The 22768-nt window shown below is 57.3% G+C and carries 20 protein-coding genes, 4 tRNA genes and 1 rRNA gene; all 25 read left to right on the top strand.

Annotated features, from left to right (window positions below; all coding sequences use genetic code 11):
- A 5S ribosomal RNA gene (gene rrf / locus JNA92_RS19755) occupies positions 1–100 on the top strand; the annotation flags it as partial.
- 153 nt (positions 101–253) lie between these two features.
- Complete coding sequence (gene birA, locus JNA92_RS19750) at positions 254–1213, top strand: bifunctional biotin--[acetyl-CoA-carboxylase] ligase/biotin operon repressor BirA (protein WP_241806280.1); 960 nt, start codon at positions 254–256, stop codon at positions 1211–1213.
- Complete coding sequence (locus JNA92_RS19745; protein WP_241806279.1) at positions 1203–1952, top strand: pantothenate kinase; 750 nt, start codon at positions 1203–1205, stop codon at positions 1950–1952. Before birA ends, JNA92_RS19745 begins: the two co-directional genes overlap by 11 nt.
- A gap of 7 nt (positions 1953–1959) precedes the next feature.
- Positions 1960–2385: a hypothetical protein gene (locus JNA92_RS19740; RefSeq protein WP_241806278.1), complete on the top strand. Its 426-nt coding sequence runs from the start codon at positions 1960–1962 to the stop codon at positions 2383–2385.
- A 152-nt stretch (positions 2386–2537) separates the two neighbouring features.
- Positions 2538–2621: transfer RNA gene (locus JNA92_RS19735), tRNA-Tyr, on the top strand.
- Positions 2622–2645: 24 nt separating this feature from the next.
- A tRNA-Gly gene (locus JNA92_RS19730) sits at positions 2646–2719 on the top strand.
- A gap of 29 nt (positions 2720–2748) precedes the next feature.
- Positions 2749–2824 (top strand) — tRNA-Thr (locus JNA92_RS19725).
- A 78-nt stretch (positions 2825–2902) separates the two neighbouring features.
- Positions 2903–4096 carry an elongation factor Tu gene (gene tuf, locus JNA92_RS19720; protein WP_003255489.1) on the top strand — a complete coding sequence of 398 codons (1194 nt, stop codon included), beginning with the start codon at positions 2903–2905 and terminating at the stop codon, positions 4094–4096.
- 54 nt (positions 4097–4150) lie between these two features.
- A tRNA-Trp gene (locus JNA92_RS19715) sits at positions 4151–4226 on the top strand.
- Positions 4227–4270: 44 nt separating this feature from the next.
- The gene (gene secE, locus JNA92_RS19710; protein ID WP_008089117.1) at positions 4271–4639 is read left to right on the top strand and encodes a preprotein translocase subunit SecE; all 369 of its coding nucleotides are present in this window, start codon (positions 4271–4273) and stop codon (positions 4637–4639) included.
- 9 nt (positions 4640–4648) lie between these two features.
- Entirely contained in the window at positions 4649–5182 is a 534-nt protein-coding gene (gene nusG / locus JNA92_RS19705) for a transcription termination/antitermination protein NusG (protein ID WP_012316525.1), read from the top strand.
- A gap of 119 nt (positions 5183–5301) precedes the next feature.
- Positions 5302–5733 (top strand): 50S ribosomal protein L11, encoded by a 432-nt coding sequence (gene rplK / locus JNA92_RS19700; protein WP_003255500.1) that lies wholly within the window; start codon positions 5302–5304, stop codon positions 5731–5733.
- Entirely contained in the window at positions 5733–6428 is a 696-nt protein-coding gene (gene rplA, locus JNA92_RS19695) for a 50S ribosomal protein L1 (RefSeq protein WP_012316524.1), read from the top strand. Before rplK ends, rplA begins: the two co-directional genes overlap by 1 nt.
- Positions 6429–6624: 196 nt before the next feature.
- Positions 6625–7125, top strand: coding sequence for a 50S ribosomal protein L10 (rplJ, locus tag JNA92_RS19690; RefSeq protein ID WP_012316523.1), 501 nt, complete (start codon positions 6625–6627; stop codon positions 7123–7125).
- A gap of 78 nt (positions 7126–7203) precedes the next feature.
- Positions 7204–7569 carry a 50S ribosomal protein L7/L12 gene (gene rplL / locus JNA92_RS19685; protein ID WP_003255496.1) on the top strand — a complete coding sequence of 122 codons (366 nt, stop codon included), beginning with the start codon at positions 7204–7206 and terminating at the stop codon, positions 7567–7569.
- A 219-nt stretch (positions 7570–7788) separates the two neighbouring features.
- Positions 7789–11862 (top strand): DNA-directed RNA polymerase subunit beta, encoded by a 4074-nt coding sequence (gene rpoB / locus JNA92_RS19680; RefSeq protein ID WP_039601743.1) that lies wholly within the window; start codon positions 7789–7791, stop codon positions 11860–11862.
- 64 nt (positions 11863–11926) lie between these two features.
- A complete protein-coding gene (gene rpoC / locus JNA92_RS19675; protein ID WP_241806277.1) occupies positions 11927–16126 on the top strand; it encodes a DNA-directed RNA polymerase subunit beta' in 4200 nt (1399 codons plus the stop codon).
- A gap of 211 nt (positions 16127–16337) precedes the next feature.
- Positions 16338–16709 carry a 30S ribosomal protein S12 gene (gene rpsL, locus JNA92_RS19670; RefSeq protein ID WP_003255492.1) on the top strand — a complete coding sequence of 124 codons (372 nt, stop codon included), beginning with the start codon at positions 16338–16340 and terminating at the stop codon, positions 16707–16709.
- A gap of 106 nt (positions 16710–16815) precedes the next feature.
- On the top strand, positions 16816–17286 hold the full coding sequence (gene rpsG, locus JNA92_RS19665; RefSeq protein ID WP_003246741.1) for a 30S ribosomal protein S7: 471 nt from the start codon (positions 16816–16818) through the stop codon (positions 17284–17286).
- Between the two features lie 30 nt (positions 17287–17316).
- Positions 17317–19464 carry an elongation factor G gene (fusA, locus tag JNA92_RS19660; RefSeq protein WP_241806276.1) on the top strand — a complete coding sequence of 716 codons (2148 nt, stop codon included), beginning with the start codon at positions 17317–17319 and terminating at the stop codon, positions 19462–19464.
- A 27-nt stretch (positions 19465–19491) separates the two neighbouring features.
- Positions 19492–20685: an elongation factor Tu gene (gene tuf / locus JNA92_RS19655; RefSeq protein ID WP_038411791.1), complete on the top strand. Its 1194-nt coding sequence runs from the start codon at positions 19492–19494 to the stop codon at positions 20683–20685.
- Between the two features lie 141 nt (positions 20686–20826).
- The gene (gene rpsJ / locus JNA92_RS19650; RefSeq protein WP_003186070.1) at positions 20827–21138 is read left to right on the top strand and encodes a 30S ribosomal protein S10; all 312 of its coding nucleotides are present in this window, start codon (positions 20827–20829) and stop codon (positions 21136–21138) included.
- Positions 21139–21218: 80 nt separating this feature from the next.
- Positions 21219–21854: a 50S ribosomal protein L3 gene (gene rplC, locus JNA92_RS19645; RefSeq protein ID WP_012316519.1), complete on the top strand. Its 636-nt coding sequence runs from the start codon at positions 21219–21221 to the stop codon at positions 21852–21854.
- A gap of 12 nt (positions 21855–21866) precedes the next feature.
- Positions 21867–22469, top strand: a complete 603-nt coding sequence (gene rplD, locus JNA92_RS19640; protein ID WP_003255485.1) for a 50S ribosomal protein L4 — start codon at positions 21867–21869, stop codon at positions 22467–22469.
- Positions 22466–22765: a 50S ribosomal protein L23 gene (gene rplW / locus JNA92_RS19635; protein WP_003255484.1), complete on the top strand. Its 300-nt coding sequence runs from the start codon at positions 22466–22468 to the stop codon at positions 22763–22765. The genes rplD and rplW overlap by 4 nt, the downstream gene beginning before the upstream one ends.
- The last annotated feature ends 3 nt before the right edge of the window (positions 22766–22768 follow it).

The following is a 22768-nucleotide window of genomic DNA, read 5'->3' as shown; positions in this document are numbered from 1 at the left end:
CATTGGAACCACCTGATCCCATCCCGAACTCAGTAGTGAAACGATGCATCGCCGATGGTAGTGTGGGGTTTCCCCATGTGAGAGTAGGTCATCGTCAAGATTCATTTCGCAAAACCCCTATCTGCGCGAGCAGGTAGGGGTTTTGTCTTTCTGGCTCGATACACGGGATTTGGGTGGTGACGTGGGGCCCTTTTCCTATGCAAGCCCACTACCCATAGCTATCATGCCAGCCTTATTCCAAGTCGAGACTGGCATGCTGAAGTTGTTGAATCTCCTCAAGGATGGCCGGTTCCATTCCGGAGAAGCCTTGGGGGCAGCCCTCGGGGTGAGTCGCAGCGCCGTTTGGAAGCAGCTGCAGCATCTGGAGAGTGAGCTAAATCTCACCATTCACAAGGTTCGTGGGCGTGGCTATCAGCTAGCGGCGCCCCTGGCGCTGCTCGAAGCGAAGGCCATTGCCGAATTTGCTGATGCTGAGCAATGGCCAATGTTCATCCACGAAACCATCGACTCTACCAATGCTGAAGGCCTGCGGCTTGCAGGTCAGGGGCAGGCTGCTCCATTTCTGGTGCTTGCCGAGCGTCAGAGTGCTGGCCGTGGACGTCGTGGTCGTCAGTGGGTCAGCCCATTCGCAGAAAACCTTTATTACAGTCTGGTGTTGCGGGTCGAGGGCGGCATGCGCCAGCTCGAGGGGCTGAGTCTGGTGGTCGGCTTGGCGGTAATGCGGACCTTGGAAGGCTTCGGTGTCAAGGAAGTCGGGCTCAAGTGGCCTAATGACGTACTGGTGCGTGGGCAGAAGATCGCGGGCATCCTGCTTGAGTTGGTCGGTGATCCGGCAGACGTCTGTCATGTTGTTCTTGGGATTGGCGTCAACGTGAACATGCAGTCAAATGTGCAAGTCGATCAGCAGTGGACCTCCATACGGCGTGAGGTTGGCGCTCCGATTGATCGTAATCGCCTGGTGGCAATGCTCAGCCAGCAATTGCAGCATGAGTTGGCGCGACACCGACGCTATGGTTTTGCAGCATTCCAGGAAGAATGGGAACAAGCACATCTATGGCAGGGGCGTAACGTGTCCCTTGTTGCCGGCAGTACCCAGATCAACGGGGTAGTGCTCGGGGTGGACGGGCAGGGCGGCTTGCGCCTGGAGGTCGATGGTGTGGAGAAGAGCTTCAGTGGTGGTGAGCTCAGTTTGAGGTTGCGTGATGATTCTTGAGCTCGATTGCGGTAACAGCTTCATCAAATGGCGAGTCATTCATGCTGTTGACGCCACTATCGTGGGTGGCGGCATTGTGGATTCCGATCAGGCGCTAGTGGCCCAGGTCGGTGCTTTGACTTCGCTTCGCCTGTCAGGCTGCCGTATTGTCAGTGTGCGTAGTGAGGAAGAAACGGCGGCGCTCTGTGCCCTGATCAATCAGGCGTTTTCTGTGGTGCCGCGGGTAGCGGAACCGGCCCGTGAGATGGCTGGGGTGCGCAATGGATATGAAGACTTCCAGCGCCTGGGCATGGATCGCTGGCTCGCGGCGTTGGGTGCTTTCCACCTGGCCAAGGGGGCTTGCCTGGTGATCGACCTGGGTACAGCTGCCAAGGCCGACTTCATTGGTGCTGATGGCGAGCACCTGGGGGGATACATCTGCCCGGGTATGCCGCTGATGCGCAGCCAGCTGCGCACGCACACTCGCCGCATCCGCTACGACGATGCATCTGCTGAGCGTGCATTGACCAGCCTTGCTCCTGGACGCTCGACTGTCGAAGCGGTCGAACGGGGTTGCGTGTTGATGCTGCAAGGTTTTGCGCGCACGCAGCTGGAGCAAGCACGCTCGCTGTGGGGAGAGGCCTTTACAGTATTCCTCACGGGGGGGGATGCGCCGTTGGTACGTGAAGCTGCACCCCAGGCGCGCGTGGTTCCCGACTTGGTATTCGTTGGCCTGGCAATGGCCTGCCCTTTGAGCTGAGGTGCTTATGCGTTGGTTGTTTCTGCTGTTGCTGGTGCTCAACGTCTTCTATTACGTCTGGCACCAACAGGAAGCCCCGCTGAAAGCCAAGGATGTCGCCCCGCTCTCGTTATACAAAGGTAATCAGCAGGAGATCCGTCTATTGCGTGAAACGGGTGTGAATGCGCCTGCTCGTCGCCGTGATGAATGCTTGGTGGTGGGGGGGCTGACGGAGCGGGCTCAAATCGACGCATTGCGCCAGCGCTTGCTGAGCCTGGATATCAACGCAGTTCCGGTGTCTGGGCAGTTGCCCGGCGCCGATGGTCTCTGGCTCAAGATTTCCCCGGAAAGCGAGCGTTTACTGGATCAAATGGTCCTCGCCACTCTTTCCAACGATTTCAAAGACTTAAAACATAAAATTATTTTCTGCCAGGGTATTGCAACTGGCGAATAGCTTGATAGAATGGCGCCCGCTTCACAGGGAACACCACTGAGGTGGTAGAGCTGGAAGCAGTGTCAAAGCAGCTAAGTTTCAGATTTGATTGAAGAAATTTGAAAAAAAGCTTGACACTAGGGCGGCAGACAAATAGAATGCCGGCCACATCTGGAGGGATTCCCGAGCGGTCAAAGGGGACGGACTGTAAATCCGTTGCGAGAGCTTCGAAGGTTCGAATCCTTCTCCCTCCACCAGTTTTAGCGAGAGCCGCAAGCTCCGCGGGTATAGTTTAGTGGTAGAACCTCAGCCTTCCAAGCTGATGATGCGGGTTCGATTCCCGCTACCCGCTCCAAGTTTGCTGGGTTTTGCACAACGTGTTTCGCTCTTGTAGCTCAGTTGGTAGAGCACACCCTTGGTAAGGGTGAGGTCAGCGGTTCAAGTCCGCTCAAGAGCTCCATATAAACAAGGCAGATATGAAAATATCTGCCTTTGTTTTATCAGCGTAAGACTATTTCTTCTGCGGAGGATTGTATCGATGGCTAAGGAAAAGTTTGATCGTTCCCTTCCCCACGTTAACGTCGGCACTATCGGCCACGTTGACCACGGTAAGACCACTCTGACCGCAGCTCTGACTCGCGTTTGCTCCGAAGTTTTCGGTTCGGCAATCGTTGAGTTCGACAAGATCGACTCGGCTCCGGAAGAAAAAGCACGCGGTATAACCATCAACACCGCTCACGTTGAGTACAACTCGACCATTCGTCACTACGCTCACGTTGACTGCCCAGGTCACGCTGACTACGTGAAGAACATGATCACCGGTGCTGCCCAGATGGACGGCGCGATCCTGGTTTGCTCGGCCGCCGATGGTCCGATGCCACAAACCCGTGAGCACATCCTGCTGTCCCGTCAGGTTGGCGTTCCGTACATCGTGGTCTTCCTGAACAAGGCTGACCTGGTAGACGACGCTGAGCTGCTGGAACTGGTCGAGATGGAAGTTCGCGACCTGCTGTCCACCTACGACTTCCCAGGCGACGACACTCCGATCATCATCGGTTCCGCTCGTATGGCTCTGGAAGGCAAAGACGACAACGAAATGGGTACTACCGCTGTCAAGAAGCTGGTAGAGACTCTGGACAGCTACATTCCTGAGCCAGTTCGTGCCATCGACCAGCCGTTCCTGATGCCGATCGAAGACGTATTCTCGATCTCGGGTCGCGGTACCGTTGTTACCGGCCGTATCGAGCGTGGTATCGTCCGCGTTCAGGATCCACTGGAAATCGTTGGTCTGCGTGACACCACCACCACCACCTGCACCGGTGTTGAGATGTTCCGCAAGCTGCTGGACGAAGGTCGTGCTGGCGAGAACTGCGGCGTTCTGCTGCGTGGTACCAAGCGTGACGACGTTGAGCGTGGCCAGGTTCTGGTCAAGCCAGGTTCGGTCAAGCCGCACACCAAGTTCACCGCAGAAGTCTACGTTCTGTCGAAGGAAGAAGGCGGCCGTCACACGCCGTTCTTCAAAGGCTACCGTCCTCAGTTCTACTTCCGTACCACTGACGTGACCGGTAACTGCGAACTGCCGGAAGGCGTTGAAATGGTAATGCCAGGTGACAACATTCAGATGACTGTTACCCTGATCAAGACCATCGCAATGGAAGACGGTCTGCGCTTCGCTATCCGTGAAGGCGGTCGTACCGTCGGCGCCGGCGTCGTAGCAAAAATTATCGAATAAGTAGTTGATTTACTTGATCAGGCCGGTATAATGGCCGGCCTGATACAGCGTTACAGGTCAGTAGCTCAATTGGCAGAGCGACGGTCTCCAAAACCGTAGGTTGGGGGTTCGATTCCCTCCTGACCTGCCATTCACCTCAGTGTGATTGGCTTTCTTCTTACAGGATCCTCCTCGATGACTCCCAAAACTGAAGCCCAAGAATCGCGTTTTGATCTGTTCAAGTGGCTGGCTGTAGTGGCTTTGGTGGTTGTTGGTGTAGTGGGTAATCAGTATTACTCCGCCTCTCCAATCCTGTACCGCGTTCTTGCACTTCTCGCCCTGGCTGCTGTTGCGGGCTTTGTAGCTCTGCAGACCGCGAAGGGTAAGTCGTTCTTTGCGCTTGCGAAGGAAGCTCGTACTGAGATCCGTAAAGTCGTGTGGCCGACCCGCCAGGAAACCACCCAGACCACGCTGATTGTCGTGGCTGTCGTGCTGGTTATGGCACTGCTGCTGTGGGGGCTTGATTCCCTGCTCGGCTGGGCGGTCTCCCTGATCGTTGGCTAAAGGTGTCCCGTGGCTAAGCGTTGGTATGTTGTGCATGCTTACTCGGGTTACGAGAAGCATGTTATGCGCTCCCTGATAGAGCGCGTCAAGCTGGCAGGCATGGAAGACGGTTTCGGCGAGATCCTGGTCCCGACCGAAGAAGTTGTCGAAATGCGCAACGGCCAGAAGCGCAAAAGTGAGCGTAAATTCTTCCCTGGCTATGTTCTGGTCCAGATGGAGATGAACGAAGGGACTTGGCACTTGGTCAAGGATACCCCTCGTGTGATGGGCTTCATTGGTGGTACTGCTGATAAGCCTGCACCGATCACTGATAAAGAAGCTGAAGCTATCCTGCGTCGCGTAGCCGACGGTAGTGACAAGCCGAAGCCGAAGACGTTGTTCGAGCCCGGTGAAGTGGTTCGAGTCATTGATGGTCCGTTCGCTGACTTCAATGGTAACGTCGAAGAGGTTAACTACGAAAAGAGTCGCCTCCAGGTGGCGGTACTCATTTTCGGTCGCTCTACTCCGGTAGAGCTCGAGTTCAGCCAGGTCGAAAAGGTCTAGGCGGACGAAGCATCCCATACCCCGCAGCCCTGTGTGCTGCGGGGTTTTGTCGTCACTGGGATAAAACGCAAGTCATCCGGGGAGCCATCTGGCGTTCGTACCCGATATTGGAGTAGCTCATGGCTAAGAAGATTCAGGCTTACATCAAGCTGCAAGTTAAGGCCGGCCAGGCCAACCCAAGCCCACCCGTTGGTCCAGCACTGGGTCAACACGGTGTGAACATCATGGAATTCTGCAAGGCCTTCAACGCCCGTACTCAGGGTCAAGAAGCCGGCCTGCCGACGCCTGTGATCATCACTGTTTACAGTGACCGTAGCTTCACTTTCGAGACCAAGAGCACCCCTGCCTCGGTTCTGCTGAAGAAAGCTGCTGGCCTGACCAGTGGTTCGGCTCGCCCGAACACCGTCAAAGTCGGTACCGTGACCCGTGCTCAGCTGGAAGATATCGCCAAAGCTAAACAGGCTGATCTGACCGCTGCTGACCTGGACGCTGCTGTACGCACCATCGCTGGCTCTGCCCGCAGCATGGGCCTGAACGTGGAGGGTGTGTAATGGCTAAGCTGACCAAGCGCCAAAAGGCTATTGCTTCGAAAGTCGAAGCTGGCAAAGTTTACAACTTCGAAGACGCAGCTGCGCTGCTGGCCGAACTGTCCACCGTGAAGTTCAGCGAATCTTTCGACGTTGCCGTCAACCTCGGTGTTGACCCGCGTAAATCCGACCAGGTCGTTCGTAGCGCTACCGTGCTGCCACACGGCACTGGCAAGACCGTGCGCGTTGCCGTCTTCACCCAGGGTCCAGCTGCTGAGGCCGCTCTGGCTGCCGGCGCTGACCGTGTAGGTATGGATGATCTGGCTGCCGAAATGAAAGGCGGCGACCTGAACTATGACGTCGTCATCGCATCGCCAGATGCCATGCGCGTTGTGGGTCAGCTGGGTCAGGTTCTGGGTCCTCGCGGCCTGATGCCTAATCCGAAAGTCGGTACTGTGACTCCTGATGTTGCCACGGCTGTGAAAAACGCCAAGGCCGGTCAGGTTCGCTATCGCACCGACAAAAACGGTATCATCCACACCTCCGTTGGCAAGGTCGGTTTCGAAGCTGGCAAGCTGAAGGAAAACGTTGAAGCCCTGATCGCTGATCTGAAGCGTATCAAGCCAGCTTCTTCGAAAGGTATTTACGTCAAGCGCGTTACCCTGAGCACCACTATGGGCCCAGGTCTGGTCATCGATCAGAGCTCGCTGAACGCGTAAGGCAATGATGGCGCGATTCGTCGCGCCATCAGCAAAATTGGGGTCCCTGCCTGGCGGGGGCTATCCAAGACCGTAGGCGGCGCAAGCCTTAAACCTCAAGCCTACGCAGATGGTGCTCCCGATTCGTTACCGAATCAGACACCAAAACGACATCCGGCTTCGGCCAGATGAAACGGTAAAAACCAGGAGTAAACCCGTGGCAATTAAACTCGAAGACAAGAAAGCCATCGTCGCTGAAGTCAACGAGGCTGCCAAAGTCGCTCTGTCCGCTGTCGTGGCCGATGCCCGTGGTGTGACTGTAAGCGCAATGACCGGACTCCGTAAAGAGGCCCGCGAAGCTGGCGTATACGTACGTGTCGTACGTAACACCCTGCTCAAGCGCGCAGTTGAAGGTACCGAGTATTCGATCCTCAACGACGCGTTCAAAGGCCCGACCCTGATTGCTTTCTCCAACGAACACCCGGGCGCTGCTGCTCGTCTGTTCAAAGAGTTCGCCAAGGGTCAGGACAAGTTCGAGATCAAGGCAGCTGCGTTTGACGGCAATTTCATTGCCGCCAACCAGATCGATGTACTGGCTACCTTGCCGACCCGTGACGAAGCTATCGCACGTCTGATGAGCGTCATTCAAGGCGCTACCAGCAAGCTGGCTCGTACTCTGGCGGCCGTTCGCGACCAGAAAGAAGCTGCTGCTGCCTAAGGCCGCGTAACCTCTTTCAAAATCATATGTTTAATTTGATGGCTGCGTAGGCTGTCACCCCAATACAGGATTTAAGTCATGTCCCTGACTAACGAGCAAATCATCGAAGCAATCGGCCAGAAAACCGTTCTGGAAGTTGTTGAGCTGATCAAAGCTATGGAAGAAACCTTCGGCGTTACCGCTGCTGTTGCCGCTGCTGGCCCAGCTGCTGCTGCTGCCGTTGTTGAAGAGCAGACCGAGTTCAACGTTGTTCTGGTTGAAGCCGGCGACAAGAAAGTGAACGTGATCAAAGCCGTTCGCGAACTGACCGGTCTGGGCCTGAAAGAAGCCAAAGAGAAAGTCGACGGCGCTCCTCAGGTCGTAGCTGAAGGCGTTTCGAAAGAAGCCGCTGAAGACGCTAAGAAGAAGCTGGAAGAAGCAGGCGCTAAAGTCGAGCTGAAGTAATCTCGACCTTGCGACTCCAGCCGGAGCGTTGAGCAAAGGCTGATGGCTGGTGGCTTATGCCACCGGCCTTTTTCCGTTATTGGTGGCCGATCACGTCGGCCCCGATAACAAGCTGCAAGACACCCATGTGGGTGGCGCAAACCAAGGGGTTTGCACGATTTTCTGGCTGCTCCCGCCGGGAGAAGCCAAACAAGCAGGTGACCAAGCTGGGGAACGCTGATGGCTTACTCATACACTGAGAAAAAACGTATCCGCAAGGACTTTAGCAAGTTGCCGGACGTCATGGATGTGCCTTACCTCCTGGCCATCCAGCTGGATTCGTATCGCGAATTCCTGCAAGCGGGAGCATCCAAGGATCAGTTCCGCGACGTCGGCCTGCACGCGGCCTTCAAATCGGTATTTCCGATCATCAGCTACTCCGGCAATGCTGCCCTGGAGTACGTAGGCTATCGCCTGGGCGAACCCGCCTTCGATGTGAAGGAATGTGTCCTGCGTGGCGTGACCTTCGCGGTCCCACTGCGGGTCAAGGTGCGCCTGATCATCTTCGACAAGGAATCGTCGAACAAAGCGATCAAGGACATCAAAGAGCAAGAAGTCTACATGGGTGAAATCCCCCTGATGACTGAGAACGGTACCTTCGTTATCAACGGTACCGAGCGTGTGATCGTTTCCCAGCTGCACCGTTCGCCTGGTGTGTTCTTCGACCACGACCGTGGCAAGACGCACAGCTCCGGCAAGCTGCTGTACTCCGCTCGCATCATTCCGTACCGCGGCTCCTGGTTGGACTTCGAGTTCGATCCGAAAGACTGCGTGTTCGTCCGTATCGACCGTCGCCGCAAACTTCCGGCCTCGGTACTGCTGCGCGCCCTGGGTTACAGCACCGAAGAGGTTCTGAACACCTTCTACACCACCAACGTGTTCCATATTTCCGGCGAGAAACTCAGCCTGGAACTGGTGCCTCAGCGTCTGCGTGGTGAAGTTGCGGTCATGGATATCCATGACGAAACCGGCAAGGTCATCGTTGAGCAGGGCCGCCGCATTACCGCGCGCCATGTCAACCAGCTCGAGAAGGCCGGCGTGAACCAGCTGGACGTTCCGATGGAATACGTCCTGGGTCGCACCACGGCCAAGGCTATCGTGCATCCGGCTACCGGCGAGATCATCGCCGAGTGCAACACCGAGCTGACCGCCGAGCTGCTGATCAAGATCGCCAAGGCTCAGGTCGTACGCATCGAAACGCTGTACACCAACGACATCGACTGCGGTCCGTTCATCTCGGACACCTTGAAGATCGACACCACCAGCAACCAACTGGAAGCGCTGGTCGAGATCTATCGCATGATGCGCCCGGGCGAGCCGCCAACCAAGGACGCTGCCGAAACCCTGTTCAACAACCTGTTCTTCAGCGCCGAGCGTTACGACCTGTCGGCCGTGGGCCGCATGAAGTTCAACCGTCGTATCGGTCGTACCGAGATCGAAGGTTCGGGCGTGCTGAGCAAGGAAGACATCGTCGAGGTTCTCAAGACCCTGGTCGATATCCGTAACGGTAAAGGCATCGTCGACGACATCGACCACCTCGGTAACCGTCGCGTACGTTGCGTCGGCGAGATGGCCGAGAACCAGTTCCGTGTTGGCCTGGTGCGCGTCGAGCGCGCGGTCAAGGAACGTCTGTCGATGGCTGAAAGCGAAGGCCTGATGCCGCAAGACCTGATCAACGCCAAGCCGGTTGCGGCGGCGGTGAAGGAGTTCTTCGGTTCGAGCCAGCTCTCGCAGTTCATGGACCAGAACAACCCGCTTTCCGAGATCACCCACAAGCGCCGTGTTTCCGCACTCGGCCCGGGCGGTCTGACCCGTGAGCGCGCAGGCTTTGAAGTCCGTGACGTACACCCGACCCACTACGGCCGTGTGTGCCCGATCGAGACCCCTGAAGGTCCGAACATCGGTCTGATCAACTCCCTGGCGGCCTATGCCCGCACCAACCAGTACGGCTTCCTGGAAAGCCCGTACCGCGTGGTGAAGGAAGGCGTTGTCAGCGACGACATCGTGTTCCTGTCGGCGATCGAAGAAGCAGATCACGTCATCGCCCAGGCTTCGGCCGCGATGAACGACAAGAAGCAACTGATCGACGAGCTGGTTGCTGTTCGTCACCTGAACGAATTCACCGTCAAGGCGCCGGAAGACGTCACCCTGATGGACGTATCGCCGAAGCAGGTTGTTTCCGTTGCTGCCTCGCTGATTCCGTTCCTCGAGCACGACGACGCCAACCGTGCACTCATGGGTTCGAACATGCAGCGTCAGGCTGTACCAACCCTGCGTGCTGACAAGCCGCTGGTCGGTACCGGCATGGAGCGCAACGTTGCCCGTGACTCCGGTGTCTGCGTGGTTGCTCGCCGCGGTGGTGTGATCGACTCCGTCGACGCCAGCCGTATCGTCGTTCGCGTAGCCGACGACGAAGTCGAGACCGGTGAAGCAGGTGTAGATATCTACAACCTGACCAAGTACACCCGCTCCAACCAGAACACCTGCATCAACCAGCGTCCGCTGGTTAGCAAAGGTGACAAGGTTGCGCGTGGCGACATCATGGCCGACGGCCCGTCCACCGACATGGGTGAACTGGCGCTGGGTCAGAACATGCGCATCGCGTTCATGGCGTGGAACGGCTTCAACTTCGAAGACTCCATCTGCCTGTCCGAGCGTGTGGTTCAGGAAGACCGCTTCACCACGATCCACATTCAGGAACTGACCTGTGTGGCGCGTGACACCAAGCTTGGCCCAGAGGAAATCACTGCGGATATCCCGAACGTGGGTGAAGCTGCACTGAACAAGCTGGACGAAGCCGGTATCGTCTACGTGGGTGCTGAAGTCGGCGCTGGCGACATCCTGGTCGGCAAGGTTACGCCAAAAGGCGAAACCCAGCTGACGCCGGAAGAGAAACTGCTGCGGGCGATCTTCGGTGAGAAGGCCAGCGACGTTAAGGACACCTCCCTGCGCGTGCCGACTGGCACCAAGGGTACCGTCATCGACGTTCAGGTCTTCACCCGTGATGGCGTGGAGCGCGACAGCCGCGCACTGGCCATCGAGAAGATGCAGCTGGACGAGATTCGCAAGGACCTCAACGAAGAGTTCCGTATCGTCGAGGGTGCAACCTTCGAGCGTTTGCGTTCTGCCCTTAACGGCCAAGTGGTCGACGGTGGTGCGGGCCTGAAGAAAGGCACCGTGATCACTGACGAAGTGCTGGACGGTCTGGAGCACGGCCAGTGGTTCAAACTGCGCATGGCTGAAGATGCACTGAACGAGCAGCTGGAAAAGGCTCAGCAGTACATCGTCGATCGCCGTCGCCTGCTGGACGACAAGTTCGAAGACAAGAAGCGCAAGCTGCAGCAGGGCGATGACCTGGCGCCGGGCGTACTGAAGATCGTCAAGGTTTACCTGGCCATCCGCCGTCGCATCCAGCCGGGTGACAAGATGGCCGGTCGTCACGGTAACAAAGGTGTGGTCTCGGTCATCATGCCGGTGGAAGACATGCCGCACGACGCCAACGGTACTCCGGTCGACGTCGTACTGAACCCGCTGGGCGTACCTTCGCGTATGAACGTCGGTCAGATCCTTGAAACCCACCTGGGCCTCGCGGCCAAAGGTCTGGGCGAGAAGATCGACCGCATGATCGAAGAACAGCGCAAAGCCGCTGAGCTGCGTGGCTTCCTCACCGAGATCTACAACGAGATCGGTGGTCGTCAGGAGAACCTGGAAGAGTTCACCGACGAAGAGATCCTCGCCCTGGCGCACAACCTGAAGAAAGGCGTGCCTATGGCTACTCCGGTCTTCGACGGTGCCAAGGAGCGCGAGATCAAGGCCATGCTGAAGCTGGCTGACCTGCCAGAGAGCGGCCAGATGGTGCTGTTCGACGGCCGTACCGGCAACAAGTTCGAGCGTCCTGTGACCGTGGGTTACATGTACATGCTCAAGCTGAACCACTTGGTGGACGACAAGATGCACGCGCGTTCCACTGGTTCCTACAGCCTGGTTACCCAGCAGCCGCTGGGTGGTAAGGCGCAGTTCGGTGGTCAGCGTTTCGGGGAGATGGAAGTGTGGGCGCTGGAAGCATACGGCGCGGCATACACCCTGCAAGAAATGCTCACAGTGAAGTCGGACGACGTGAACGGCCGTACCAAGATGTACAAGAACATCGTGGATGGCGATCACCGTATGGAGCCGGGCATGCCCGAGTCCTTCAACGTGTTGATCAAAGAGATCCGTTCGCTCGGTATCGATATCGATCTGGAAACCGAATAACACGTGACGCGAAGGGGAGCGGGGCTGGTAAAGCCCGCTTCCTGCTCCGCCAGGAGGAAAGGCCTTGAAAGACCTACTGAATTTGCTGAAAAACCAGGGTCAAGTCGAAGAGTTCGACGCCATCCGCATCGGTCTGGCGTCGCCTGAAATGATCCGTTCGTGGTCGTTCGGTGAAGTTAAGAAGCCGGAAACCATCAACTACCGTACGTTCAAGCCTGAGCGTGACGGCCTTTTCTGCGCCAAGATCTTTGGCCCGGTCAAGGACTACGAGTGCCTGTGCGGCAAGTACAAGCGCCTCAAGCACCGCGGTGTGATCTGCGAGAAGTGCGGCGTTGAAGTTGCCCTTGCCAAGGTTCGTCGTGAGCGCATGGCGCACATCGAGCTGGCCTCGCCGGTCGCCCACATCTGGTTCCTGAAGTCGCTGCCGTCCCGTATCGGCCTGCTGATGGACATGACCCTGCGTGACATCGAGCGCGTGCTCTATTTCGAGAGCTACGTCGTTATCGACCCAGGCATGACTACCCTCGAGAAGGGCCAGCTGCTGAATGACGAGCAGTACTTCGAAGCGCTGGAAGAGTTCGGTGACGATTTCGATGCCCGCATGGGTGCCGAGGCTGTCCGCGAGCTGCTGCACGCTATCGACCTGGAGCACGAGATCGGTCGCCTGCGCGAAGAGATTCCGCAGACCAACTCGGAAACCAAGATCAAGAAGCTGTCCAAGCGCTTGAAGCTGATGGAAGCCTTCCAGGGCTCGGGCAACCTGCCTGAATGGATGGTTCTGACCGTTCTGCCGGTGCTGCCGCCGGACCTGCGCCCATTGGTTCCGCTGGATGGCGGCCGCTTCGCGACCTCCGACCTGAACGACCTGTATCGTCGGGTGATCAACCGTAACAACCGTCTCAAGCGCCTGCTCGATCTGTCGGCGCCGGACATCATCGTGCGCAACGAAAAGCGCATGCTGCAGGAAGCGGTAGACGCCCTGCTGGACAACGGCCGTCGCGGTCGCGCCATCACTGGCTCGAACAAGCGTCCGCTGAAGTCCCTGGCCGACATGATCAAAGGTAAGCAAGGTCGCTTCCGTCAGAACTTGCTCGGCAAGCGCGTGGACTACTCCGGCCGTTCGGTAATTACCGTAGGCCCGACCCTGCGTCTGCATCAGTGCGGTCTGCCGAAGAAGATGGCCCTGGAGCTGTTCAAGCCGTTCATTTTCGGCAAGCTGGAAATGCGTGGTCTGGCGACCACCATCAAGGCTGCCAAGAAGATGGTCGAGCGCGAGCTGCCAGAGGTATGGGACGTTCTCGCTGAAGTGATTCGCGAACACCCCGTACTGCTGAACCGTGCACCGACCCTTCACCGTCTGGGTATCCAGGCGTTCGAGCCTGTGCTCATCGAAGGCAAGGCCATTCAGCTGCACCCGCTGGTCTGTGCTGCGTACAACGCCGACTTCGACGGTGACCAGATGGCCGTTCACGTGCCTCTGACGCTGGAAGCACAGCTTGAAGCGCGCGCGCTGATGATGTCGACCAACAACATTCTGTCGCCAGCCAACGGTGAGCCAATCATCGTTCCGTCGCAGGACGTTGTACTGGGTCTGTACTACATGACCCGTGAAGCCATCAATGCCAAGGGCGAGGGTCGCGTATTCGCCGACCTGCAGGAAGTCGACCGCGTATTCCGCGCCGGCGAAGCCGCTCTGCACGCGAAGATCAAGGTCCGTATCAACGAGACCGTGAAAGACCGTGATGGCAGCATCACCAAGAACACCCGCATCGTCGACACCACTGTCGGCCGTGCTCTGCTGTTCCAGGTTGTACCGGCAGGCCTGCCGTACGATGTGGTCAACCAGCCGATGAAGAAAAAGGCGATCTCCAAGCTGATCAACCAGTGCTACCGCGTGGTTGGTCTGAAAGAGACCGTGATCTTCGCCGACCAGTTGATGTACACCGGTTTCGCCTACTCGACCATTTCCGGCGTTTCCATCGGTGTGAATGACTTCGTCATCCCTGATGAAAAAGCACGCATCATTGGCAGCGCCACTGATGAAGTGAAGGAAATCGAGAGCCAGTACGCTTCCGGCCTGGTAACCCAGGGCGAGAAGTACAACAAGGTCATCGACTTGTGGTCCAAGGCGAACGACGAAGTGTCCAAGGCGATGATGGCCAATCTCTCGAAAGAGAAGGTCATCGACCGCGAGGGCAAAGAAGTCGAGCAAGAGTCCTTCAACTCGATGTACATGATGGCTGACTCGGGTGCGCGGGGTTCCGCAGCACAGATCCGTCAGTTGGCCGGTATGCGTGGTCTGATGGCCAAGCCGGACGGCTCGATCATCGAGACGCCGATCACCGCGAACTTCCGTGAAGGTCTGAGCGTACTCCAGTACTTCATCTCGACGCACGGTGCTCGTAAAGGTCTGGCGGATACCGCGTTGAAGACTGCGAACTCCGGTTACCTGACCCGTCGTCTGGTGGACGTTGCGCAAGATCTGGTTGTAACCGAGATCGATTGCGGTACCGACCAAGGCCTGCTGATGACTCCGCACATTGAAGGCGGTGACGTAGTAGAGCCGTTGGGTGAGCGCGTATTGGGCCGTGTCATCGCCCGCGACGTGTTCAAGCCAGGCACCGAGGACGTCATCGTTCCTGCCGGTACCCTGGTCGACGAGCAGTGGGTCGAGTTCATCGAGCTGAACAGCATCGACGAAGTTGTCGTGCGTTCGCCGATCAACTGCGAAACCCGCTACGGTATCTGTGCCAAGTGCTACGGTCGTGATCTGGCCCGCGGTCATCAGGTGAACATCGGTGAAGCTGTCGGCGTTATCGCTGCACAGTCGATCGGTGAGCCGGGTACCCAGCTGACCATGCGTACGTTCCACATCGGTGGTGCTGCAAGCCGTACTTCGGCTGCCGACAGCGTCCAGGTGAAGAACGGCGGTATGGTCCGTCTGCACAACCTGAAGCAGGTCGAGCGTGCCGATGGCAACCTGGTTGCCGTATCGCGTTCCGGTGAGCTGGCCATTGCCGATGAATTCGGTCGTGAGCGCGAGCGTTACAAGCTGCCTTACGGTGCGGTTATTTCGGTCAAGGAAGGTGACAAGGTCGAAGCTGGCGCCATCGTCGCCAAGTGGGACCCGCACACCCACCCGATCGTTACCGAGCTCAAAGGTACCGTGACCTTCGTGGGCATGGAAGAAAACATCACCATCAAGCGCCAGACCGACGAGCTGACCGGCCTGACCAACATCGAAGTACTGGACGTCAAGGATCGCCCTGCCTCAGGCAAGGAAATCCGTCCGGCAATCAAGATGGTCGATGCCAATGGCAAGGATCTGTACCTGCCAGGTACCGACGTACCTGCACAGTACTTCCTGCCAGCGAACGCCTTGGTAGGTGTTGCTGACGGTGCACAGATCGGTGTTGGTGACGTTATCGCGCGTATCCCGCAAGAAACGTCGAAGACCCGTGACATCACCGGTGGTCTGCCACGTGTTGCCGACCTGTTTGAAGCGCGTCGTCCGAAAGAAGCCTCGATTCTGGCTGAAGTCAGCGGCACCATCGCATTCGGCAAGGAGACCAAAGGCAAGCGTCGTCTGGTCATTACCCCGACCGACGGTAGCGATCCGTATGAAGAGCTGATTCCGAAGTGGCGCCACCTGAACGTCTTCGAAGGCGAACAGGTAAACCGCGGCGAAGTCATCTCCGACGGCCCGAGCGATCCGCACGACATCCTGCGTCTGCTGGGTGTGAGCGCGCTGGCGAAATACATCGTCAACGAGATCCAGGACGTTTACCGTCTGCAAGGCGTTAAGATCAACGACAAGCACATCGAGACCATCCTGCGTCAGATGCTGCGTAAGGTCGAGATCTCCGAGTCGGGCGATTCCAGCTTCATCAAGGGCGACCAGATGGAACTGACTCAGGTGCTGGTCGAGAACGAGCGTCTCGCCGCCGATGACAAGTTCGTATCGAAGTTCACCCGTGTACTGCTGGGTATCACCAAGGCTTCGCTGTCGACCGAGTCGTTCATCTCCGCGGCTTCCTTCCAGGAAACCACCCGCGTGCTGACCGAAGCGGCCGTAACCGGCAAGCGCGATTACCTGCGCGGCCTGAAAGAGAACGTGGTCGTGGGTCGTCTGATCCCGGCCGGTACCGGTCTGGCCTACCACAGCGAGCGTAAGCGCCGCCGTGATGCCGACAAACCGCTGCGCGTAAGTGCCAGTGAGGTGGAAGCCGCACTGACCGAAGCGCTGAACTCCAGCGGTAACTAAGTACAGGGCAGGGCCCCGGCAAGCTCCGCACGGTCATCGGCGACATGAAATGTTGCCGATGATCGGGCGGGGAGGGCCGGGGCCTTGTCTTGACTGGGTGCAAGATCCTCTTTAGACTTTTGTACCCTTAAATTTGGTGAGGCTCCGTCTCGCCAATTTTTGGCTTTCTTGCAAGACAATAGAGTCGCAAGACAATCAGTGGAGCTAGTAGATGGCAACTATCAACCAGCTGGTACGTCAGCCGCGTAAGCGTTCGGTCGAAAAGTCCGACGTTCCTGCGCTGCAGAACTGCCCGCAACGTCGTGGCGTGTGCACCCGTGTGTACACCACTACGCCGAAAAAACCTAACTCGGCACTGCGTAAAGTATGCCGTGTGCGTCTGACCAACGGTTTCGAGGTTTCCTCGTACATCGGCGGTGAAGGTCACAACCTGCAAGAGCACAGCGTCGTCCTGATCCGTGGCGGCCGTGTAAAAGACTTGCCAGGTGTTCGTTACCACACCGTTCGCGGCTCTCTGGATACTTCGGGCGTCAAAGGCCGTAACCAGGGTCGTTCGAAGTACGGTACCAAGCGTCCGAAGTAATCGGCCGTTTGCAGACATCCATTTTTTTGAGTCGATAAGAGTAAGGTCGGGCAGGGGTCGAAGACCCACGTCCCGGGCTAACCTGAAGACCGTTTGAGGGCTTATCATGCCAAGACGTCGTGTAGCAGCAAAACGTGAGATCCTTGACGATCCGAAGTACGGATCCCAGATTCTCGCCAAGTTCATGAACCACGTGATGGAAAGCGGCAAGAAGGCCGTAGCCGAGCGCATCGTTTACGGTGCCCTGGATACCGTCAAAGCACGCAAGAACAGCGACCCCCTGGAAATCTTCGAGAAAGCTCTCGACGCCATCGCTCCGCTGGTCGAAGTAAAGTCCCGCCGTGTCGGCGGTGCCACTTACCAGGTCCCGGTTGAAGTTCGTCCATCCCGTCGTAACGCTCTGGCAATGCGCTGGCTCGTAGACTACGCCCGCAAGCGCGGCGAGAAGTCGATGGCTCTGCGCCTGGCTGGCGAGCTGCTGGATGCTGCCGAAGGCAAGGGTGCTGCAGTCAAGAAGCGTGAAGACGTGCACCGTATGGCTGAAGCCAACAAAGCGTTCTCGCACTACCGCTTCTAATTCAAGCATCAATCATTTTGCGAGGGCTTTATGGCTCGTACTACAGCAATTAACCGCTACCGTAACATTGGTATCTGTGCCCACGTTGACGCGGGCAAGACCACCACTACCGAGCGGATCCTGTTCTACACAGGTCTGAGCCACAAGATGGGCGAGGTGCATGATGGCGCCGCGACCACCGACTGGATGGTGCAGGAGCAGGAGCGCGGTATCACCATTACCTCCGCTGCCGTTACCACCTTCTGGAAAGGTTCCCGTGGTCAGTACGACAACTACCGCGTAAACGTCATCGATACCCCTGGCCACGTTGACTTCACCATTGAAGTAGAGCGTTCGCTGCGTGTACTCGACGGCGCGGTCGTTGTGTTCTGCGGTACCTCCGGCGTTGAGCCGCAGTCCGAGACCGTATGGCGTCAGGCCAACAAGTACGGCGTTCCACGTGTTGTCTACGTGAACAAGATGGACCGTGCCGGTGCCAACTTCCTGCGCGTCGTAGGTCAGATCAAGAACCGCCTGGGTCACACTCCGGTTCCAGTACAGCTGGCTATCGGCGCGGAAGACGACTTCCAGGGTCAGGTCGACCTGATCAAGATGAAAGCCATCTACTGGAACGACGACGACAAAGGCACTACCTACCGCGAAGAAGAAATTCCTGCGGATATGGTCGAGCTGGCCAACGAATGGCGCAGCAACATGGTCGAGGCTGCTGCCGAGGCCAACGAAGAGCTGATGAACAAGTACCTTGAAGAAGGTGACCTGTCCGTCGAAGACATCAAGGCTGGTCTGCGCGTCCGTACCCTGGCGAGCGAGATCGTTCCTGCTGTCTGCGGTTCCTCGTTCAAGAACAAGGGCGTTCCCCTGGTTCTCGACGCCGTCATTGATTACCTGCCTGCGCCAACCGAGATTCCTGCGATCAAGGGTATCCACCCTGATCTGATCGACGTGCCGAAGGATGAGGTTCAGCCAGAGCAGTACGACGAGCGTCCTGCTGACGACAATGCGCCGTTCTCGGCCTTGGCGTTCAAGATCGCTACTGACCCATTCGTTGGTACTCTGACCTTCGTCCGCGTCTACTCGGGCTTCCTGACCTCCGGTGACTCCGTCATCAACTCGGTCAAGGGCAAGAAAGAGCGCGTTGGTCGTATGGTGCAGATGCACGCCAACCAGCGGGAAGAAATCAAGGAAGTACGTGCAGGCGACATCGCTGCTCTGATCGGCATGAAGGACGTCACCACCGGTGACACCCTGTGCAACGCCGACAAGCCGATCATCCTTGAGCGTATGGACTTCCCTGAGCCGGTTATTTCGCTCTCCGTAGAGCCGAAGACCAAGGCTGACCAGGAGAAGATGGGCATCGCACTGGGCAAGCTGGCCCAGGAAGACCCGTCGTTCCGCGTCAAAACCGACGAGGAAACCGGCCAGACCATCATCTCCGGTATGGGTGAGCTGCACCTGGACATCCTCGTTGACCGCATGAAGCGCGAGTTCAACGTCGAGTGCAACGTCGGCAAGCCGCAGGTTTCGTACCGCGAGAAGATCACCAAGTCGAACGTCGAAATCGAAGGTAAGTTCGTTCGTCAGTCGGGTGGTCGTGGTCAGTTCGGTCACTGCTGGATCCGTTTCTCGGAGCCGGACGTAGACGAGAAGGGCAACATCACCGAAGGTCTGGTGTTCACCAACGAAGTCGTTGGTGGTGTGATTCCTAAGGAATTCATCGCCCCGATCCAGAAGGGTATCGAAGAGCAGATGAAAAACGGCGTTGTTGCCGGTTATCCGCTGCTTGGCCTGAAGGCCACGGTATTCGATGGTTCGTATCACGACGTCGACTCCAACGAAATGGCGTTCAAGATCGCCGCTTCGATGGCGACCAAGCAACTGGCCCAGAAGGGCGGTGGCGTGGTGCTTGAGCCGATCATGAAGGTCGAAGTTGTAACCCCGGAAGATTACCTGGGTGACGTGATGGGTGACCTGAGCCGTCGTCGTGGGATGATCCAGGGTAATGAAGACTCGGTGTCCGGCAAGGTAATCACTGCTGAGGTACCGCTCGGAGAGATGTTCGGTTACGCGACCGACGTTCGTTCCATGTCTCAGGGTCGCGCAAGCTACTCCATGGAATTCTCCAAATACGCCGAAGCTCCGTCGAACATCGTCGAAGCACTCGTTAAAAAACAAGGCTAATCCCCTTTAGGCAAGAGGTTCACTGTCGTGGCTAAAGAAAAATTTGATCGTTCCCTTCCGCACGTTAACGTTGGCACCATCGGCCACGTTGACCACGGTAAAACCACTCTGACCGCAGCTCTGACTCGCGTTTGCTCCGAAGTTTTCGGTTCGGCAGTCGTTGAGTTCGACAAGATCGACTCGGCTCCGGAAGAAAAAGCGCGCGGTATCACCATCAACACCGCTCACGTTGAGTACAACTCGACCATTCGTCACTACGCTCACGTTGACTGCCCAGGTCACGCTGACTACGTGAAGAACATGATCACCGGTGCTGCCCAGATGGACGGCGCGATCCTGGTTTGCTCGGCCGCCGATGGTCCGATGCCACAAACCCGTGAGCACATCCTGCTGTCCCGTCAGGTTGGCGTTCCGTACATCGTGGTCTTCCTGAACAAGGCTGACCTGGTAGACGACGCTGAGCTGCTGGAACTGGTCGAGATGGAAGTTCGCGACCTGCTGTCCACCTACGACTTCCCAGGCGACGACACTCCGATCATCATCGGTTCCGCTCGTATGGCTCTGGAAGGCAAAGACGACAACGAAATGGGCACTACCGCTGTCAAGAAGCTGGTAGAGACTCTGGACAGCTACATTCCTGAGCCAGTTCGTGCCATCGACCAGCCGTTCCTGATGCCGATCGAAGACGTATTCTCGATCTCGGGTCGTGGTACCGTTGTTACCGGCCGTATCGAGCGTGGTATTGTCCGCGTTCAGGATCCGCTGGAAATCGTTGGTCTGCGTGACACCACCACCACCACCTGCACCGGTGTTGAGATGTTCCGCAAGCTGCTGGACGAAGGCCGTGCTGGCGAGAACTGCGGCGTTCTGCTGCGTGGTACCAAGCGTGACGACGTTGAGCGTGGCCAGGTTCTGGTCAAGCCAGGTTCGGTCAAGCCGCACACCAAGTTCACCGCAGAAGTCTACGTTCTGTCGAAGGAAGAAGGCGGCCGTCACACTCCGTTCTTCAAAGGCTACCGTCCTCAGTTCTACTTCCGTACCACTGACGTGACCGGTAACTGCGAACTGCCGGAAGGCGTTGAAATGGTAATGCCAGGTGACAACATTCAGATGACTGTTACCCTGATCAAGACCATCGCAATGGAAGACGGTCTGCGCTTCGCTATCCGTGAAGGCGGTCGTACCGTCGGCGCTGGCGTCGTAGCCAAAATCATCGAGTAATCACTCGACCGATTGAAAAAACCCCCGCTCAGCGGGGGTTTTTTTTATTGGGTTGACACTAAATAGGGGCGTCTATAGAATCACGCCTCCTTTTAGCGGGCGTAGTGCGTCCGTTGGGAACAGCCTGGAGTCTGAAATCCAATGCAAAATCAGCAAATCCGAATCAGGTTGAAGGCTTTCGACCATCGCCTGATCGACCAATCCACCCAGGAAATCGTGGAAACCGCGAAACGTACTGGTGCACAAGTGCGTGGTCCAATTCCACTGCCTACCCGCAAAGAGCGTTTCACCGTTCTGGTCTCCCCGCACGTCAACAAAGACGCGCGTGACCAGTACGAGATCCGCACTCATAAGCGTGTTCTGGACATCGTCCAGCCAACGGATAAAACCGTTGACGCGCTGATGAAGCTTGATCTGGCGGCAGGTGTGGAAGTGCAGATCAGCCTCGGCTAAGACTTCGGTCTTGTCGTGTAACGCTCTGAAATGGGCGGCCATAGCGGGTGAAAGCCCCGTACACTCATGAGGTTTACAACATGACTATTGGTGTAGTCGGTCGCAAGTGCGGTATGACCCGCATTTTCACCGAAGAAGGTGTCTCCATTCCGGTCACGGTCATTGAGATCGAGCCGAATCGCGTCACCCAGTTCAAAACTGAAGAAACCGATGGCTACCGTGCAGTGCAAGTCACTGTCGGCGAGCGTCGTGCTTCGCGTGTGACTGCCGCTCAGGCAGGTCACTTCGCCAAGGCCAACGTTGCCGCTGGTCGCGGTGTCTGGGAGTTCCGTCTTGAAGAAGGCGAGTTCCAGGCTGGCGACTCGATCAAAGCTGAACTCTTCACTGCAGGCCAGCTGGTAGACGTTACTGGTCAGTCCAAAGGTAAAGGCTTTGCCGGTACCATCAAGCGCTGGAACTTCCGTGGCCAGGACAACACCCACGGTAACTCCGTGTCGCACCGTGTCCCGGGCTCCATCGGCCAGTGCCAGACTCCTGGTCGTGTGTTCAAGGGCAAGAAAATGTCCGGTCACATGGGCGCCGAGCGCGTGACTGTTCAGTCCCTGGAAGTAGTTCGCGTAGACGCTGAGCGCAACCTGCTGCTGGTCAAGGGTGCCGTTCCTGGCGCTACTGGCGGCGACGTGGTTGTACGTCCAGCTGTCAAGGCTCGCGGTTAAGGGGAAACTGACATGCAACTTAATGTAAATGACGCTCAGGCGATCGAAGTTTCCGAACTGACTTTCGGTGGCGAATTCAACGAGACGCTGGTACACCAAGCAGTCGTGGCCTACATGGCCGGCGGCCGTCAGGGCACCAAGCAGCAAAAGACCCGTTCCGACGTGGCTGGTGGCGGTAAGCGCCCATGGCGTCAGAAGGGTACTGGCCGTGCTCGTGCTGGTACCACTCGTGGTCCGATCTGGCGTGGCGGTGGTGTAACCTTCGCAGCTCGTCCTCAGGATCACTCGCAGAAGCTCAACAAGAAGATGTATCGCGCAGCTCTGCGCTCCATCCTCGCTGAGCTGGTGCGTAGCGACCGTCTGGTCGTGGTTCAGGACTTCGCTGTTGAAGCACCGAAAACCAAAGATCTGCTGAACAAGCTGAACGGCATGGGTCTGAGCGACGTTCTGATCGTTTCGGACGCTGTTGATCAGAACCTGTACCTGGCTGCTCGTAACCTGCCGCACGTCGATGTACGTGACGTTCAAGGTTCCGACCCGGTCAGTCTGATCGCATACGAGAAAGTGTTGATCACTGTCTCGGCCGTGAAGAAATTCGAGGAGCTGCTGGGATGAACCAGGAACGCGTATTTAAAGTCCTCCTTGGCCCGCACGTTTCCGAGAAGGCTACCGTTCTGGCTGAGAAAAAAGGCCAGTTCGTATTCAAGGTTGCTACTGACGCAACCAAGCTGGAAATCAAGAAAGCTGTCGAAGGCCTGTTCAACGTAAAAGTTGAAAACGTGTCGACTGTTAACGTTCTGGGTAAAACCAAGCGTACCGCACGTGGTCTGGGCAAGCGTAATGACTGGAAGAAGGCGATCGTCTCCCTTCAGCCAGGCCAAGATCTCGATTTCAGCAGCAGTGCTGAGTAAGGA

Origin of the sequence: Pseudomonas putida (assembly GCF_022627325.1) — a bacterium.
GTDB classification, from domain to species: domain Bacteria; phylum Pseudomonadota; class Gammaproteobacteria; order Pseudomonadales; family Pseudomonadaceae; genus Aquipseudomonas; species Aquipseudomonas putida_X.
Note: the sequence above shows the minus strand (reverse complement) of the source record. Positions and strands in the feature narration are given on the sequence as shown.

Excerpts from the sequence above, each read along its gene's own strand:
- fusA (WP_241806276.1), top strand. The coding sequence starts at position 17,317 with ATGGCTCGTACTACAGCAATTAACCGCTACCGTAACATTGGTATCTGT.
- rplD (WP_003255485.1), top strand. The coding sequence starts at position 21,867 with ATGCAACTTAATGTAAATGACGCTCAGGCGATCGAAGTTTCCGAACTG.
- rpsJ (WP_003186070.1), top strand. The coding sequence starts at position 20,827 with ATGCAAAATCAGCAAATCCGAATCAGGTTGAAGGCTTTCGACCATCGC.
- rplW (WP_003255484.1), top strand. The coding sequence starts at position 22,466 with ATGAACCAGGAACGCGTATTTAAAGTCCTCCTTGGCCCGCACGTTTCC.
- birA (WP_241806280.1), top strand. The coding sequence starts at position 254 with ATGCTGAAGTTGTTGAATCTCCTCAAGGATGGCCGGTTCCATTCCGGA.
- tuf (WP_003255489.1), top strand. The coding sequence starts at position 2,903 with ATGGCTAAGGAAAAGTTTGATCGTTCCCTTCCCCACGTTAACGTCGGC.
- rplA (WP_012316524.1), top strand. The coding sequence starts at position 5,733 with ATGGCTAAGCTGACCAAGCGCCAAAAGGCTATTGCTTCGAAAGTCGAA.
- rpoB (WP_039601743.1), top strand. The coding sequence starts at position 7,789 with ATGGCTTACTCATACACTGAGAAAAAACGTATCCGCAAGGACTTTAGC.
- JNA92_RS19740 (WP_241806278.1), top strand. The coding sequence starts at position 1,960 with ATGCGTTGGTTGTTTCTGCTGTTGCTGGTGCTCAACGTCTTCTATTAC.
- rplK (WP_003255500.1), top strand. The coding sequence starts at position 5,302 with ATGGCTAAGAAGATTCAGGCTTACATCAAGCTGCAAGTTAAGGCCGGC.
- secE (WP_008089117.1), top strand. The coding sequence starts at position 4,271 with ATGACTCCCAAAACTGAAGCCCAAGAATCGCGTTTTGATCTGTTCAAG.
- rplL (WP_003255496.1), top strand. The coding sequence starts at position 7,204 with ATGTCCCTGACTAACGAGCAAATCATCGAAGCAATCGGCCAGAAAACC.
- rplC (WP_012316519.1), top strand. The coding sequence starts at position 21,219 with ATGACTATTGGTGTAGTCGGTCGCAAGTGCGGTATGACCCGCATTTTC.
- JNA92_RS19745 (WP_241806279.1), top strand. The coding sequence starts at position 1,203 with ATGATTCTTGAGCTCGATTGCGGTAACAGCTTCATCAAATGGCGAGTC.
- rpsL (WP_003255492.1), top strand. The coding sequence starts at position 16,338 with ATGGCAACTATCAACCAGCTGGTACGTCAGCCGCGTAAGCGTTCGGTC.
- rpsG (WP_003246741.1), top strand. The coding sequence starts at position 16,816 with ATGCCAAGACGTCGTGTAGCAGCAAAACGTGAGATCCTTGACGATCCG.